This window comes from Pseudomonas sp. OTU750018 (assembly GCF_011636575.1).
GTDB classification, from domain to species: domain Bacteria; phylum Pseudomonadota; class Gammaproteobacteria; order Pseudomonadales; family Pseudomonadaceae; genus Aquipseudomonas; species Aquipseudomonas peli.
In genome coordinates, this window is the sequence record NZ_JAAPAU010000004.1 from 299,107 (window position 1) to 314,755 (window position 15,649).

At 60.5% G+C, this 15,649-nt stretch carries 17 protein-coding genes and 1 pseudogene; 3 read left to right on the forward strand and 15 right to left on the reverse strand.

Annotated elements, in window-relative coordinates; translation table 11 throughout:
- Positions 1 to 48: 48 nt before the first annotated feature.
- The 4 genes and pseudogenes from HCI85_RS20080 to HCI85_RS20095 form a co-directional block, all read right to left on the reverse strand.
- A complete protein-coding gene (locus HCI85_RS20080; RefSeq protein WP_167147574.1) occupies positions 49 to 405 on the reverse strand; it encodes a hypothetical protein in 357 nt (118 codons plus the stop codon).
- 260 nt (positions 406 to 665) lie between these two features.
- A pseudogene (locus HCI85_RS20085) lies at positions 666 to 1,865 on the reverse strand (type IV pilus assembly protein FimV); the annotation flags it as partial.
- Positions 1,866 to 2,187: 322 nt separating this feature from the next.
- On the reverse strand, positions 2,188 to 2,769 hold the full coding sequence (locus tag HCI85_RS20090; protein WP_167147580.1) for a DUF1415 domain-containing protein: 582 nt from the start codon (positions 2,767 to 2,769) through the stop codon (positions 2,188 to 2,190).
- Between the two features lie 79 nt (positions 2,770 to 2,848).
- Complete coding sequence (locus HCI85_RS20095) at positions 2,849 to 3,574, reverse strand: endonuclease (RefSeq protein ID WP_167147583.1); 726 nt, start codon at positions 3,572 to 3,574, stop codon at positions 2,849 to 2,851.
- A gap of 316 nt (positions 3,575 to 3,890) precedes the next feature.
- On the opposite strand from HCI85_RS20095, the gene HCI85_RS20100 reads away from it, so the two are divergent.
- Positions 3,891 to 4,601: a hypothetical protein gene (locus HCI85_RS20100; protein WP_167147586.1), complete on the forward strand. Its 711-nt coding sequence runs from the start codon at positions 3,891 to 3,893 to the stop codon at positions 4,599 to 4,601.
- Between the two features lie 4 nt (positions 4,602 to 4,605).
- On the opposite strand, the gene HCI85_RS20105 is transcribed toward HCI85_RS20100, so the two are convergent.
- The 11 genes from HCI85_RS20105 to HCI85_RS20155 form a co-directional block, all read right to left on the reverse strand.
- Positions 4,606 to 4,800, reverse strand: coding sequence for a hypothetical protein (locus HCI85_RS20105; protein ID WP_167147589.1), 195 nt, complete (start codon positions 4,798 to 4,800; stop codon positions 4,606 to 4,608).
- 27 nt (positions 4,801 to 4,827) lie between these two features.
- The gene (locus tag HCI85_RS20110; protein ID WP_167147593.1) at positions 4,828 to 5,550 is read right to left on the reverse strand and encodes a substrate-binding periplasmic protein; all 723 of its coding nucleotides are present in this window, start codon (positions 5,548 to 5,550) and stop codon (positions 4,828 to 4,830) included.
- 107 nt (positions 5,551 to 5,657) lie between these two features.
- Positions 5,658 to 5,999, reverse strand: a complete 342-nt coding sequence (locus tag HCI85_RS20115; RefSeq protein ID WP_167147596.1) for a zinc ribbon domain-containing protein YjdM — start codon at positions 5,997 to 5,999, stop codon at positions 5,658 to 5,660.
- 50 nt (positions 6,000 to 6,049) lie between these two features.
- Positions 6,050 to 6,544: an LEA type 2 family protein gene (locus HCI85_RS20120; protein ID WP_167147599.1), complete on the reverse strand. Its 495-nt coding sequence runs from the start codon at positions 6,542 to 6,544 to the stop codon at positions 6,050 to 6,052.
- 151 nt (positions 6,545 to 6,695) lie between these two features.
- Positions 6,696 to 7,490, reverse strand: coding sequence for an outer membrane protein OmpK (locus HCI85_RS20125; RefSeq protein ID WP_090255356.1), 795 nt, complete (start codon positions 7,488 to 7,490; stop codon positions 6,696 to 6,698).
- A 222-nt stretch (positions 7,491 to 7,712) separates the two neighbouring features.
- Positions 7,713 to 8,660, reverse strand: a complete 948-nt coding sequence (locus HCI85_RS20130) for a MurR/RpiR family transcriptional regulator (RefSeq protein WP_167147601.1) — start codon at positions 8,658 to 8,660, stop codon at positions 7,713 to 7,715.
- Positions 8,661 to 8,792: 132 nt separating this feature from the next.
- The gene (locus HCI85_RS20135) at positions 8,793 to 9,560 is read right to left on the reverse strand and encodes an ABC transporter ATP-binding protein (RefSeq protein ID WP_167147604.1); all 768 of its coding nucleotides are present in this window, start codon (positions 9,558 to 9,560) and stop codon (positions 8,793 to 8,795) included.
- Between the two features lie 20 nt (positions 9,561 to 9,580).
- Complete coding sequence (locus HCI85_RS20140; protein WP_167147607.1) at positions 9,581 to 10,693, reverse strand: succinylglutamate desuccinylase/aspartoacylase family protein; 1,113 nt, start codon at positions 10,691 to 10,693, stop codon at positions 9,581 to 9,583.
- 8 nt (positions 10,694 to 10,701) lie between these two features.
- Complete coding sequence (locus tag HCI85_RS20145; RefSeq protein ID WP_167147610.1) at positions 10,702 to 11,397, reverse strand: ABC transporter permease; 696 nt, start codon at positions 11,395 to 11,397, stop codon at positions 10,702 to 10,704.
- A 15-nt stretch (positions 11,398 to 11,412) separates the two neighbouring features.
- The gene (locus tag HCI85_RS20150) at positions 11,413 to 12,102 is read right to left on the reverse strand and encodes an ABC transporter permease (RefSeq protein ID WP_167147615.1); all 690 of its coding nucleotides are present in this window, start codon (positions 12,100 to 12,102) and stop codon (positions 11,413 to 11,415) included.
- Positions 12,103 to 12,194: 92 nt separating this feature from the next.
- Entirely contained in the window at positions 12,195 to 12,971 is a 777-nt protein-coding gene (locus HCI85_RS20155; RefSeq protein WP_160088980.1) for an ABC transporter substrate-binding protein, read from the reverse strand.
- A gap of 495 nt (positions 12,972 to 13,466) precedes the next feature.
- Between HCI85_RS20155 and HCI85_RS20160 the strand changes: the two genes are divergently transcribed.
- Together HCI85_RS20160 and HCI85_RS20165 are read left to right on the forward strand one after the other, a co-directional pair.
- Positions 13,467 to 15,236 carry a cyanophycinase gene (locus HCI85_RS20160; RefSeq protein WP_167147619.1) on the forward strand — a complete coding sequence of 590 codons (1,770 nt, stop codon included), beginning with the start codon at positions 13,467 to 13,469 and terminating at the stop codon, positions 15,234 to 15,236.
- A gap of 67 nt (positions 15,237 to 15,303) precedes the next feature.
- Positions 15,304 to 15,627: a hypothetical protein gene (locus tag HCI85_RS20165; protein WP_167147622.1), complete on the forward strand. Its 324-nt coding sequence runs from the start codon at positions 15,304 to 15,306 to the stop codon at positions 15,625 to 15,627.
- Positions 15,628 to 15,649 lie beyond the last annotated feature (22 nt).

Below are 15,649 nucleotides of genomic sequence, written 5' to 3' on the forward strand. Positions count from 1 at the left end.
CGCTGCTTTATACCGAGAAAAAGCCCCGCAATTGCGGGGCTTTTTTGTTTACCAGCGATAGCCGTGGCCATAGCCGTCGTGCCGACGGTGTTTGTGGCCATGCCAGCGTTTATGGCGCGGCCGCTCCTCTATGTAATACACCGGGGCCGGCTGGTAGTAGACCGGCTGGCGCTCGTAGTACACCCGTTGCGGAGGGTAATACGCCGGTGGCGGTGGGTAGTACTCGCGTGGTGGCGGAGCGTAAACCCGCGCGGGACGGCTCTGGCTGACAAGTACGCCGCCAATCACCGCGCCCACCACGGCTCCGGCAATCGCTGCGTCACGGTTGGAGGCCTGCGCTGGGGCCTGGGCAAACAGCGCCAGACTGGCCACCAGGCCGGTGATAAGGGGGATACGCGACAGCATGATCGAAACTCCTGTGCAAACCGGTCTTTCCCGGCTTGTAGTTTCGACACTGGGTGTTGCGCGGCATTGCAGGGCGCAATGTAAAGCCTGTGTAAAACAGTACGGCGCCTAATGCCTGGTGATAAGGCCGCCAGGGGTTGCGGGCTGACGGCGACCCATGAGGAAAATGGCGTTGCTGGTCAGCCTTGATAAGAGGACGCCTCGCGGGATCAAGCTAAGGGTATTACTCGGTAGTACCTGGTGGCGGCTTAGGCTTAAGGAATAGCGGGTGTCTGATTACCGGTTGTAGCTGCGGCGACGCCTGGTGTTGCGACTGGTGCCTGGTTCTGTGCGGCCAGGTAAGCCTGTAACTTGGCCATCTGGTCGTTCTTCAATTGGATCAGTCGCTGCAGTTTGTCGAGTTGGCTTTGCAGGTCGGCAATACGGCTTTTCAGCTCAGCGTTTTCACGATTGGTCGAATCGAGGCTTTCCTGGGTCATTGCCAGTTGATCAAGCAGGGCCTTGTTGCCTGCGTTGCCTTTGTCACTGCCGGTGCCCGCCTTGTCGCTACCTTCGGCAACCAGTTTCAGGTTATCGCGGCGTTCAATTGTGGCTGGCGTAGCGGCCGTAGTATTGCGCTTACTGGCATCCAACTGGCGGGCGCTGGCAGCAACACTGCGGCTCTCACGCCAGGCAGCGGTTTGCTGGTTAACCTGCGCAATGGCGGCGCTTTGCGTGCGGCTGTTGATGTGTTGGGCATCGGGTAGGCGCAGCACCTGACCGCTTTTCATGCGGTTAATGTTGTTATCGATAAAGGCCTGCGGATTCAGCTCCTGGATCGCCAGCATGGCCTGATGCACGCTACCGTCAGCCCGCACACGGTTGGCAATGTCCCAGAGGTTGTCGTTGGCGGTGGTCGTGTACTCATTGCCTGCCAGTGGTGTGGCGGCAGCCGTGCTGGCGGATGCTGGTTGAGTTGCGCTAACTGCTGGGCGCGCTACCTGCGGCTGTGTGCGTGGCAAAGCAGGCGCTGCGGTTACAGGCTGTTTTACTGCGGCAGGAATTACGCTTTGCGCGGTATAGAGCGGTGGGTCCAGCAGCAGGGTGTATTCACGCTGCAACTGGCCATTGGGCCAGAGCACTTGCACCAGGAAGTTCAGGTAAGGCTCACGCATCGGCTTATTCGAGGTTACCCGGATAACGCTTTTGCCATTGGGCTTGAGGACCGGGGTAAATGTCAGGTCCGTCAGGAAGAACTGCCGATCAATCCCTGCCTTGTTGAAGGCTTCCGCAGAGGCCAGGGTCGGCATCACTTCGTTGGCGGCCAGGTCGCGGCTTTCCAGCAGTTCGATCTCCGCCACCAAAGGCTGGTTGAGTGCTGACTGCAGTGTTACTTCACCCAGCCCTAGCGCGTGCGTCATGCCGGATGACAGCGCCGAAGTCGCTGCAATTGCCAGCACCAGTTTACGAACCCGAGCCATAGCGTTATCCCTTGGTTGATCTGTTGATGGACCCGCGAAAGGGTCTTGAATCGAGTGCGGTTTTAGTTGCAGGCGGCCTGCTCAACACGCGGTTCGGCCAGCATGGGCCGCGTCGAAAGCGCTGGGATCTTATGGATTCATGCTGATTAATTGTGTTGATCAGCTAGCAAAACGCTCAAGATTCTTGGCATGAATTGCCGTAAATGCGTCATCGGTCGCGCGCGCAGCAGTTGCCGACGGGTGCTGGTAAGCAAGGGGGCGGGTTGACGCGCTGTCGCTGCGGTGCCTTCAGGTAGTCTGACGGCACCCAGGGGGAGGGGGCTTAGCTGGTTTGTGCGTCTTTGCGGCACTGCGCCTGCAGGGCAGCCCAACCGTCGGCGCCGAGGTCTTCGAGGGTCTGGATATTGGCTTCGAAGATTGCCTCAGGCTCAGGGAACGCCGCGACGGCGCGGTCGATGCTGGCTTCACGGAGGATATGCAGCGTCGGGTAGGGCGAGCGGTTGGTGGCGTTGCTGAGGTCGTTGGCGGCCGTGTCGGCAAACTGGAACTGCGGGTGGAAGCTGGCCACTTGCAGGGTACCGCTGTAGCCGAGTTCGTCGAGTGCATCATCGACTACCCCGAGGAAGTCGTTGAAGTCGAGGAAGTCAGTCAGGGCGGCGGGGTGGATCAGTAAGGTGGTGTCCGTTTCGCTGGGCTCGCAGTGGGCGAGCGCATGCAACTCGTCGATCAGCATGCTGAGCAGTACTTCCGGCTCGCTGTCGGTACACACCACGTAGCGTACTTGCCCTTTGACCTGCACGGCTTTGGCGAACGGGCAAAGGTTCAGGCCGATCACGGCACGATCAACCCAGGCGCGGGTTTCGGCAATGGCGTGGGCTGCGCTCGGGAGGGTGGTGCTGGACATAGGGCAATACTCGGGCTGGCGTGGGGTGAAGCTTAGCGTCAATAGTGGCGTGCAGGGTTCGCCGGGCGCTTGTCAGCGTTCAGCCGCTGGTGCGCTGTGGGTTGCCAGCGCGGCGCAATGGGCTGCAGCGGCCCGGATCGATGGCGCCGACATAAGGGTTGCCGTGGCCCATCACGCAGCCGACTTGCTGGTTGCGCCAGCGCTCCCACTCGCTGATCGGGTATTGGCGGTTCCAGGCCTCGTAGGTGCGTCGGTCGAGCTTGGACAGTTTCAGCTGGTAGCGTTCGGCCATATACAGATAGATACGCGCTGCTGCACCACGCGTATGGGCTGGCGGCATGGCGGTTTTCGCCTTGAAGTTGACCACCATCGGGCAGGCGCCGTACTGCGTGGGTTTGTCGCTGAGCATGCCTAGGGCGTAGTTGGAGCGGTCACCATTCACCTCACCGATGCTTGGCACCAGGTTGTGCAGGTCGGCTTCGGCTGCTTTGAAGCGGGCGTCGTTGCGCGCGCAGTTCTTGCGTCCGCCGTCCTGCCAGCACTGGCGCTGATGGCCGATTACCCAAGCGGGCACCACATGCTCCCATTCCAGTCTCTGGGCACGGCGCAGCTGTTTGCGGGGGCTGTAGCCACAGCTGCCGAGGTCGACGCCGTTATCGCTGTACGTGCAATGGCAATAAAAGGTGCTGGGCCGTTCGGCATACAACCGCCAGGCGATTTTCTTCGCGGCACTGAAGGTTTTCGGGGCATCGGCATAAGCGGGTAGGGCAACCAGCAGGCAAAACAGGACAAGCAGACGCAGCATGGGGCACTCGGCAGCCAAAAAGCTGCGGATCATACCGATTAAAGCGCTCTGCGACGGGCCTTTTGCCGCGCTGCTGATAAGCGGTTAGCAATCTTTTGCGCCTGAGGCGGTCTGTTGGTAGTCCACCTGAGCTTATGCAGCTAGGTGCTTGATTGTGCTGAAAGTCATGTATTCAGGAGGAAAACTGGCCAATCTGGATTTTGTTGCTAGCGTTACCCCATCACACCGCAGCGGACGACCTCCTCTGATGAGTACTGTGCAGCGTTGGCAATGGCTAAGAAATGGGCCCGTCTGGTCGGGCGGCAACGCTGTGGCAATGCGCCTGTCGCTGCTGGTTGTGCTGTTACTGGCGGTCAGTGGTTGCGCAACCCGGCAAGATCACCAGGCCATCGTCAGCAACCGCAGTCCGATCAAACCCACTGAATTCTTCCAGAGCCATGCCGACCGTATGGCTACCCTGGGCATGCGCAACAACCTCAACAGCCTCTACCGTTTGATGGACAAGCTGTATCTGCGCAACCCGCGCGAGTGGCGTAAAACCGGTTTACCTGATGTGGAGTCCGCCAAGCGCGCGGTGCACCGCGCCATTGAACTTGATCAGCCGCTTCCCCAGCTAGGCGGTCGCACTGATGTTGCGGCGCTGAGTTATGCCCTGAGCGCGGAGTACCAAGGCGATCGGGTGGGGGCGTTTATCTATTCGCTGGCAAGCATGCTGATTACCGCCCACGGCGGACGCACGGAGTACTACCTGAGCGATACGTTGGACCCGCAGTTTGTCCACAACGCTGCGCGCAATGTCGAGAAGGCCAGCTGGATGCTCGCCCAGCGTACCGATGCCGGCGGCAAGCCTTGGCTGCTGTCCAATGAGATTTCTGCCGAGGGGCATAACCTCAGCTATGCCGTGGAGTTCGGCAAGATCGTCGCGCGTCTGGATCTGCTCACCGATGTGCTGGATGAGCGCTATCGGCGCATGGGCGTGAGTTATGCCCAGGGCCTGCTGTTTATGAACTTCCTGCCCGTGCAATAAACCCTCAGTAGCCTTCTTCCAAGCGTTTATTACTTTGCGCGTTGGCGGCTTCGATCTGCTCTTGCAGCTGTTCGGTCTGTTGTTGCAGTTGGGTGGCCTGCTCGGCTTGCAGGCTGGCAGTTGCGGCGGTTTCACCGAGACCGCAGGCGCTCAGAACCAGGGTGGCTGCGAGCAGTAAAAGCACACGGGTGGCGCGCATGGCGGCTCCTGGCAAGTGGCGCGCGGCTTAATGCCAGCGCGAGTAGATGATTTCCAAGGTGCCAGCCTGTCTTAAACGCTCCAGCGCTGCCGAGAACTGTTTGGCACGGGCGCTATCACCTTTGGCGAAGGCCACATAACGCGGCATTTCCACCAGGGGTTTGGGCAGAATGCGCACGCTCTGTTCTGCGCGCTGCTCGCGAACGAAATACATCAGCTGCACACGATCACCGACGATCACATCAATGCGCCCGGCGAGCAGCATTGACACCAACTGCCGTGGGTTCTGCGCACTGGTATCGCGTGACAGTTCGGCTTTGTCGAAATCCGATTGGTAGGCATACCCCCTTACCTGGCCAATGGTGAAGAGTGACAGATCGTCCAGTTTGTCCCAGTCGTTAAGGGTGGTTTTACGCGAGGTCATAAACACCGTTGAACCGGTACGGATCGGCCCAGCCAGCTCGTATTGCTGCATCCGTTCGGGGGTCCCAGCGAACTGAAAAGCCATGGCCACTTCACTGCGATCGATCATGCGCTTGACCCGCTCCCAGGGGTAAAGGCGCAAGCTGTAAGGGATTTTGGCCTCTTGCATCACCGCCTCAACCAACTCCACATCCAGCCCGCGCGGCTGGTCATCCTCAATGGTGACAAAGCTGTAGGGTGCAAACTGCTCATCGCCTACCACCTTCCAGGGTTCGGCTTGCACAGCCCAGGGCAGTAATAGCGTCAAGCACAGCGCAACAATACGCATGAGGTCCTCCAGGCGGGCGCCTCGAACGAGCGAATAGCTCTGTATTGATGCTAGCTAATGAAAAAAGCCCCGGCAGCTGACCGGGGCTTTTTTTGCTGCAAGTTGACTCAGACTTTGCGCACGAACTCGGATTTCAGCTTCATCGCGCCGATGCCGTCGATCTTACAGTCGATGTCGTGGTCACCGTCGCACAGGCGGATACTTTTGACCTTGGTACCGACCTTGACCACCAGGGATGAGCCTTTAACTTTCAGGTCTTTGATCACGGTGATCGTGTCGCCGTCCTGCAGCACATTACCCACTGAGTCCTTGATCACCTTGGCGTCATCTGCCGCGTCGCTTGCGCCAGTGGCCGACCATTCGTAGGCGCACTCCGGGCATACCAGCTGGGCGCCGTCTTCGTAGGTGTATTCGGAGTTGCATTTAGGGCAGGGCGGCAACGTGCTCACGGCGGGTCCTTGATAGGTCGATAGGAAAAGGCCGCATATTGTATAGGGTTTTATGGTGTCGCGCCGGGCGCTGGCGGTTGTGGCCAGTTAAGCGTGCCACGGTCATTAAAACGCCAGGTGCCAAATAGGCCGTTGGCCAACTTGCCACGCAATTCATAGGGCAGCCCCTGGCCGTCCTGATAGCCGGCCATGCCCCAGGCCTGGCGCAGTGCGGCGTAGGCGGAAAGGCTGACCGGAATACGCAGGATGCTTTCACCGTAACGGGGTACTTGCCCGCGTTGGTCACTGACGCCACTGAGCAGCGGTTGCTGGTTGACCTGCAGCTCAAGGTCCACGCCGTCGAAATCGATGGGCCGGTCATTGGGGTTCTGTACCCGCAGTTTGATTGCGAAGCGTGCTTCCAGGCCTTCGCCGGGCAGCGGCTCGATACCGACCAGTTCGATGCGCAATGGGTCGCGCGTGGCCAGGGTGCTGCACGCAGCCAGGGTGAGCAGCAGGCTGACAAGCAGGACGCGGACGAATGTGCGGTGAGGGGCGTTGGGCATGCTGGGTTTCCACTGCTGAGTAATCACAGAGTAGAAGACCCCGGGAGCGCGGCGATTACGCCGCAGCTGGGCAAATTAGCGCGAGAAAGGTTGTTGCAGGAGATGCCCGCCAGCCTGTGATTACAGGTGCTGGCGGGTTTGCTACTGAGTATCAGAAGTGCGCTTTTACCAACAGGCTGGCGGTGTTCTGATCGGTCGCGCCGACAAAGTTGTCGCTGACAAAACCGCTGTCTTCGATACCGTACTTGTCTTTCCAGTAGTCGTATTCGATACCGACATACAGCTGCTTCTCGCCCCAGTTCATGGCTTTGCCCAGGTCGTACTTGATCTGTGGGTTGAAGTGCAGGTTGGCGTGGTAGCTCTTGTCGTTGTCGACCACCCAATCCATAAAGCCGTCGATCACGATGTCGGATTTACCCACCGGGATGGTGTAGCTCCACACCGGAGTGATCTGCCAGACATTATCGCCGTCGCGCTTGCCATCGGTCGTGCGGTTGTAGAAGTTCAGCGAGAAGTAGTCAAAGCCGGGGATCGCCAGGTCAAAGCCTGGGCCGATCAGGTAGGACTCGACATCGTCTTCACCGAATTCATAGGTAGTGGCCAGCAGTACATCCTTGATCGGGCCGAATTCCAGCTTGCTGTTGAACAGCTTGCCGAACGACAGGCGCGGTGAGAACTCGCCGTAGAAGGTGTGGCCGTCGCCTGCGCCATTGGTGGCGTCGGTGTTGTACTTGATGGTGTCGACGAAGAAGAACAGGTCGCCGATAGCCCAGCCACTGGCGTGTTCAAAGGTCACGGTCTGCTGGATTTCCGGGTCAATCTTGTAATCCTGGCCATACAGGTAGGTCAGGCTGTTGTTCTGCCAATGCAGCAGGTCACCCGCGACGGCCTGGCCGCCCGCCAGAAGCCCGCCTGCCAGGACCAGAGAGGAAAGTGTACGGTTCATCAAGTGGTGCTCCCCAAAGTGCTGAATTATCGTTTTAAACCTGTCTGAGTGGTCAGGCTGTCGGAGCTTGAGCAAGAACAAGGCCAAGTCCTGAAATCGTTCACGGCGCCGCCAGATGGCGCGCGTCGGGCGCGCACTCTAGTGGTTTTTGGGGGGATGTAAATACGTTGCGTGCACTGATAACTGACCTGCCGGACAGTTTTAGCCTTAACTTGGTGCGCGCTAACTCTGTCGCGGCGTGGTGCTGGCGCGTCGTTTGATGGGCTTGCGTACAGGCTTATCGCTGCTCGGCACATGCAGGTAGGACATCACGCTTTCGGTCAGCTCCGCGGCCAGTTGCACGGCTTCCTTGTTGCGCGCCATGACGCCGGCGACCAGGCCTTCAATCAGCGCCAGCACCGAGGTGTTGGAGCTGATCAGCACCGGGTGATCGGCAGGGGCGAACAGTGCATGTTTGGCGATGGTGGTCAGCGGCGAGGCGGGCGAGTCGGTGATCGCCAGCACGGTCGCACCGCGTTCGCTGGCAAAGCGCGACAGCTGCAGGGTGTCGAGGGAATAGCGCGGCAGGGAGATCGACAGCAGCACGTCCTGTTCGGTGATGGCCGCCAGGCGGTAGGCGGCGTTTTCGTTGCCGCCTTCCATGCTCACGGCTGTGGCATCGGCGCAGAACGGCACCAGGTTGGCGGCTGCCAGGCCGGCCATATAGGCGCTATTGCCGAAGCCAAGGATATAGATTTTGCGTGCCTGGATCAGGCAGCTGACAAAGGCTTCGAAGGTGTCCGCGCTGTTATTGGCCCCGGCGGTGGCCAGGTTGCTGCTGGCGATCTGCACCTGTTCGTGCAGGCCGAAGGCGCCGTCCGGGCGATGCGCCAGTTCGTTGCGCAGCTTGTCCACCGGCGACACCATCTGCTGCAGGGTGCTCACCAGTTCGGCTTTCAGCCCGGTATAGCCGCCCAGATCGATGGCCTTGGCCAGGCGGTTGACGGCGGCCGCCGAGGTGGCGGTTTCCACCGCCATTTCCTCGATGGTCAGGGTCGCGGCTTTCAACGGGTGGCGCAGGATAAAGTCGGCCACCTTGCGCAGCGAGGGCTGCAGGTGCGGGGCGATTTCCGCTAGTTTGCGCATCACCGGGGCGGCGTAGACGGTTACGTTCTTGGCAGAAGTCGGCATGGATGGGCTTTCAGCACGTTGAAGGGTTGGGCGTGCACGCCGGGTCGGGGCGGGCCTGGGTCGTTGCGGCTGAAGTGTATCCGAAGCCGACCGCGGCTGTGGCATTGCGCACGGTCGGCCTGTAGGCGCCGTCTATTTAAGGCTACCCGCGAGAAACTGCTGCAAACGCTCAGACTTGGGCTGGGCCAGCACTTCGCGCGGACAGCCGCTTTCTTCGACGCGGCCCTGATGAAGGAACAGCAATTGGTTGGACACCTCGCGGGCAAACCCCATTTCGTGGGTGACCACCACCATGGTGCGGCCTTCCTCGGCCAGGTCGCGCATGACCTTGAGCACCTCGCCGACCAGCTCCGGGTCCAGTGCCGAGGTTGGCTCATCAAACAGCATCACCTCTGGCTCCATCGCCAGGGCGCGGGCAATCGCTACGCGCTGCTGCTCACCGCCGCTCATGTGCGCTGGGTAGGCATCTTTGCGGTGGGCGACGCCGACTTTCGCCAGGTAGTGCTCGGCTTTCTCGCGGGCGTCTTTCTTGTTCATGCCCAGCACGTGCACCGGTGCTTCCATTACGTTGTCCAGGGCACTCATGTGCGACCACAGGTTGAAGTGCTGAAAGACCATGGCCAGGCGTGAGCGCATGCGTTGCAGCTGCTTGCTATCGCTGGCTTTAAGCGCTCCAGTGACGCGGTTGGGTTGCAGCTTCAGTTCTTCGTTATTGAGCAGGATGCGCCCGCTGTGCGGTTGTTCCAGCAGGTTGATGCAGCGCAGGAAGGTGCTTTTTCCCGAGCCGCTGGAACCGATGATGCTGGTGACATCGCCGGCTTTGGCGGTCAGGGATACGCCCTTGAGCACCTCATGGGTGCCATAGCGTTTGTGCAGGTTGTCGATTTGCAAGGTGTACATGGCAGCGGATTCTCTTGTTGTTAGTCGGTAAGCAGGCGGCCGTGGCGAATCGGCTGCGCGCCTGCGACCTTGGCCAGCCAAAGGCCGGGCTGGGCAAAGCGCAGGCGTTCGCGGGCGTAGAGGATTCCAGAGGTTGTGGCGTGTACCACGGAGTGCTGATCGCTCAGCGGGTCGATCACCTCGAACAGTGGGTCGCCGAGCTTTACCCGCGCGCCCAGCGGTTGCAGGAAACTCACCACGCCCGGGTGCGGCGCATAGGCGTACTGCGCGCCGGCAAAGGGCGTGGCTTTGCAACAGGTGAACGGCGCGGCGGGCCAGTCGCCGCTGATCAGGCCTTGGTCGGCGAGAAAGCCGAGAATGTCATCGGCACTGTGTTGCGCCTGAATCCGGTCGGTATCCGCCATACCACGCAGTTCAATGGTGGTGGCCACACAGGCCAGCGGAATATTGGCGTGCGGATAGCGTTCTGTTAAGCGCAGCCAGGGTACAGCGCAGGCTTCATCGAAGGAGTTGCCGCCGCTGTCTTCAGCCAGCAACACCGCGCCGGCACGCAGGCGCGCGGCCAGGGGCTGCAGGTTTGGCCAGTGCTGGGGCAGGGCGTAGAGCAACATGATCGACTCGAAATCACAGTGCAGGTCGAGCACTACATCGGCGTCGCAGGCCTGTTGCAGCAGTAAGCGGCGCAAGCCATCCAACTCCGACTTGGCCGGCGGCAGTTCGCAAATGGCGTCGCGCATCAGTCGGCGAATCAGCCTTACGTTGGCTTGCCCGTCGTTGCCCAGTTGGCCTTCCAGCTGTGGCGCGACCAGCTCGGCCAGCGCGGGAAAGTCGCGGTTGAAGTTCTGCCCGCTGGCCAGGTCGAAGCGGCCTTGATGAGTGGCCTGAAACATCTGCCCCAGGCCAATCGGGTTGGCTACCGGCACCAGTTCGATTACGCCGTTGAGGCGGCCCTGTTGTTCAAGTTCGAGTAGCCGCTGTTTGAGTTCCACCGCCACGCGCATGCCGGGCAGCTCATCGGCATGCAGGGCGGCCTGGATATACGCCTTACGCGGGCCGCTGCCAAAACGAAACACCGAGAGCCGGCGTTCGGTGCCCGCGGTGCTCCAGGGCAGCAGGTGCTGAATATGTTCCATGGTTTTCCTTAATGCTTGCGCGGGGCCAGGTGGGCCAGCCAGCGGCCTTCGGCGAGCTTGAACAGGCGCACCAAGATGAAAGTCAGCACCAGGTAGAACAGCCCAGCGGTGATAAAGGCCTCGAATGGCATGTAGTAGCGCGAACTGACGGTGCGCGCCGCGCCGGTGATATCGATCAGGGTGACGATCGAGGCCAGCGATGTGGTGTGCAGCATCATGATCACTTCATTGCTGTACTGCGGCAGCGCCCGGCGCAAAGCCGACGGCAGCAGGATGCGGCGGTACAGGGTGACGCGCGACATGCCCACGGCTCTGGCTGCTTCGATCTCGCCATGGGGCGTGGCCTTAAGGCTGCCCGCCAGAATCTCCGCCGAGTAGGCGCTGGTGTTGATGGCAAACGCCAGGCAGGCGCAGAAGGTGGCGCTGGAGAAATACGGCCACAGCACGCTCTCCCGTACCGCCTCGAACTGCGCCAGGCCGTAATAAATGAGGAACAGCTGCACCAGCATCGGCGTGCCGCGGATGACATAGGTGTAGAGCCAGGCCGGACCGTTAAGCCAGGGCGCGCGTGAAACGCGCAGCAGCGCCAACGGGATGGCCAGCGCCAAGCCCAGCGCGAGGGCGATAAACAGCAGCTTGAAGGTCACCAGTACGCCGCTGCCGTAGAGCGGCAGGCTGTCGGCAATCAGTTGGAAATCGAGCACGGTAGAAGGTCTCGCTTAGAGTTCAGCCAGGCGGGCGCCCACGGAATAGCGTTTTTCCAGTAAGCGCAGGGCCAGTAGGGACACGGTGGTGAGCAACAGGTACAGCGCGGCTACCGCGAGGAAAAAGGTGAAGGGTTCGCGGGTGGCGTCGGCGGCGTTCTTGGCCTTGAACATCATGTCCTGCAGGCCCACCACGGAAATCAGCGCGGTGGCCTTGGTCAGCACCAGCCAGTTGTTGGTAAAGCCGGGAATGGCGAAGCGAATCATCTGCGGCACCAGAATCCGCCAGAACACCTGCATGCCACTCATGCCGTAGGCCGCACCGGCTTCGGCCTGACCTTTGGCGATGGCCATAAAGGCGCCGCGGAAGGTTTCCGAGAGGTAAGCACCGAAGATAAAGCCCATGGTGCAGACCCCGGCGATAAAGGGGTTGATGTCGATGTACTGATCGTGGCCGAGCAGCGGAGCCACGCGGTTTACCAGGTCCTGGCCGCCGTAGAAGATCAGCAGAATCAGCACCAGATCAGGGATGCCGCGAATAACCGTGGCGTAGCCTTCGCCTAGCAGTGCCAGCCATTTCAGCGGTGACAGGCGAAACGCTGCACCAACCAGGCCCAGGGCAATTGCCAAGGTCATGGAAGTCAGGGCCAGACTGAGGGTCAGCCAAGCGCCCTCGAGAATGGTCGAGCCGTAGCCGTGGAGCATGATGGGGTTCCTCACGCAGAGGCCGAATGGCCTGCGCTACAACGAGAAAAAGGTGCCTCGCAGTGGAGGCACCCATGAGGCATTAGCAGTACTTATTTGCCGTAGATATCGAACTCAAAGTACTTGGCCTGCACGTCTTGGTACGTGCCGTTGGCGCGGATCGCGTCAATGGCGGCGCTGATGCGTGCGGCGTTTTCGCTGTCGCCTTTGCGTACCGCGATACCGGCACCGTTACCGAAGTATTTCGGGTCATTGAAGTCCGGGCCGACCAGGGCGAAACCCTTGCCGGCAGGGGTTTTGATAAAGCCTTCATCGATGTTGATGATGTCCGCCAGGGTGGCGTCCAGGCGACCGGAAGCCAGGTCAAGGAAGGCTTCGTTCTGCGAGGCGTAGCGCACTACTTCAATGCCGGCGGCTTCGAACTGGTCCGAGGCAAAGCGATCGTAGGTGGAGGCGCGCTGCACGCCGACTTTCTTGCCTTTGAGGTCGACCAGCGGGTCCTTGATTTCGCTACCGGCCTTCATCGCCAGCTTGCCGGGGGTGTGGTAGTACTTTTTGCTGAAATCCACCGACTTCAGGCGGTCTTCGGTGATCGACATGGACGACAACACGGCGTCGACCTTGCGTACTTTCAGCGACGGAATCAGGCCGTCGAATTCCTGCTCGACCCACTCACATTTCACCTTCATTTCCGCGCACAGGGCGTTGCCGATGTCGTAGTCGAAACCGCTGATCTTGCCGTCAGGGGTTTTGAAGGCGAAGGGTGGATAGGCCGCCTCGATACCGATGCGCAGGCTGTCCTGGCTGGCGACGCTGAATGTGCTGACGGCGCTGAGCGCCAGAGCGCCGAGAAGTACGATCTTGTTCATCTTATTGACTCCTTGAGGGGGCGAGTTGGGTGTCTGAGCGCAGGTCCAATGGCCCTGTGCTCAGTGGGTATTGCCTCGCCAATTGGCGAGATTTTCAGCAATGGCCTTGTGGGCTTGCATGCTGTTGGGCCGGGTAAGGTGTGCCCGATCCTGGGACGGTGTCGGCATATTGATGACATGTTTATTTTCATAAATCTACAAATTAGAAATATTTATATCATTTTGATGCTCCTGAATTTCGCGGCTAAACCGCTCTATTGCGCTTGTTATAAGCCGAAAGCAGATTTTTTCAGGCGACGAAAGGTGTGCGAAGGTCGCTGCAAGGTGCTTGAAGATGATTTCTTGCTGGTATATAAAATTTCACAAAGCGAGATTGTGAAAATTTAAATTCACAGCCTAAAGCCAGGACTGGCGCGGTGTTTTACCTGCTGCAGGGAGGCGCTGGCGGGACCGGAACACCGGCTCGCACGAGTTCTCATAACAAGAGCAATAAGAATGAAAAAGCAGCTGAACCAACGCGTGGCGGCGGCCGCCCTGATCCTTTCCTGTGCAAGCTCTGCAGCCCTGGCGGAAGGTCATTTATTGGCCGTCGGCGGCATGCTGCGCGCGAGCAACTCGCCGGTGTACGCCAAGTTCATCGAACTGGCCGGTGGCCAGAAAGAGGCGCGCATCGTGATCATGCCAACCGCCAGCGGTAGCCAGGGTTCGAGCAAGCGCTTTATGAGCGAGCTGGTGGCCCTCGGCATCCCGGCCGAACGCATCAGCATCGTCGGCATCGACAAGAGCAACTACCAGACAACCATGAACGATGCTGCCGTGGTCAAGCCACTGGGCGAGGCCAGCGCGGTGTGGTTTGTCGGTGGCGATCAGGCGCGTATCGCCCGCGCGCTGTTCAATGCCGATGGCAGCCCGTCGCTGCTGATGCAGGAAGTGCGCAAGGTGTATGACAAGGGCGGCGTGGTCGCCGGTACCAGCGCGGGTGCCAGCATCCTCGGCGCGCAGATGCCCACCGCCTATGGCGTGGTCATGGATACCCTGGATTTCGGCGTGGCCAGCAAGGCCGACCAGCGCGGCGCAGCGGTGCTGAAAGGCTCGGGCCTGTTTAGCGGCGGCATCATCGATCAACACCTCGACCAGATCGAGGAAACCAGCACCGGTCGCGCCGCGCGCATGGCTGCCTACCTCGCCGAGCAGAAGTCCACACGCGGCTTCGGTCTGGATACCAACACCGCCATGTGGGTAAACCCCGAGGGTCAGGTTCAGGTGCTCGGCGAGGGCTACCTGACGGTGATGGACGCCAGCCAGGCCGAGAAGACATTCGGTGTATACGGCACCCAGTTGAGCAATGTGCGCCTGGCCATGCTCGGCAACGGCGATCGTTATGACCTGGCCAGTGGCAAGGTGCAGCCTGCCGAAGGCAAAGCCGCCATTGAGGCCGGCAACGAATACCTGGTGGGCAACCAGCTGATCACCGATTTGTCGGCCGTTTCGGCAATTGGCCGCGCGGTGCTCTATGGCCTGGCGGACAACACCGCGATGCGTCAGGTCGGCCTGATGACCCGCTACAACCCGCTCAACGGTTACCACTACGGCTACCGTTTCGAGTTCAGCAAAACCGCTGACTTCAGCGCCCATAGCCAGTTCTACGATTCGCTGACCAACTACAGCGTGGGCGGTGTGCGCCTGGATATTCGTCCGGTCAACGCCAACCTCGGCGACCCGGCGAGCAGCGCACCGCAAGATGCCGGCAACGGCGCGGCGGGCGATGCGATTCGCGCCGTGAGCTTCCGCGGCCTGATGACCCTCAATGGGCAGAACGCCTTCGAGCCGCAACGGTCGATCAGTCGCCTGGAGTTGGCCAACGCCCTACAGATGACCCTGGCCGCCGAGCCCAAGCTGGATGCGCTGCCCACGCTCACAGATATCGGTGCGGATGACCCGATGCGCGATCAGCTCAACACCGTGCTTTCCAACGGTTGGATGAACAGCGCTGATGCTTTTGCGGGTAACCAGCCGGTCACCCGCAAGGAGTGGGCACTGGCCTGCAAGGCACTGGTGGAGCGCTATCAGGGCATCAGCCTGGCGAAAACCGCTGCGCTGACCGACCTCGCTGGCGTCGATAAAGCCTATGCCGACGCGGCCAGCCTGACGGTGGGTGAGGGCTGGTTGCAGGCGGATAAGGGCCGCTTCAATCCGAGTGCATCGGTGACCCGCGCCGAAGTGGCGCAGGCGCTGGCCAAGGTCAGTGGCTTGCTCAAGCTCTGAGCTAAACCGCCAAGCGCCGCGCTTATCCGCGGCGCCCCATTTATCGATGAAAAGCGTGAGTCCCTGTATGCAACTGAGCAGGCTGGAATCCTTTGCCCTGGAAAAACTCCTGCAGCCGCTGCAGTGCGCCGAGCTGGCTGCCGTGCAGCCAGCGCTGCAGGTCTTGCAGCGGGTGCAAACCAGCGCCGGCTTCTACTCGATTATCCAGCTGCCGACCGGTATCGCGGCGTTGCCGCAGAACCATGAGCTGGAGTGGCCGTTCAAGCTCAAGCGCCTGAAAGCCAAGGGTTATTTCGTTTGCTGGGCGGAGTCGTCAGCGACCCTGTGCCTGGAGGCGGTGATCAGTAAGGGCGTGTGTCCGCCCGAGCTGTCGCTGGAGCAGTTTGCCTAGCGGCAGTGCTGGAAGGAATGCG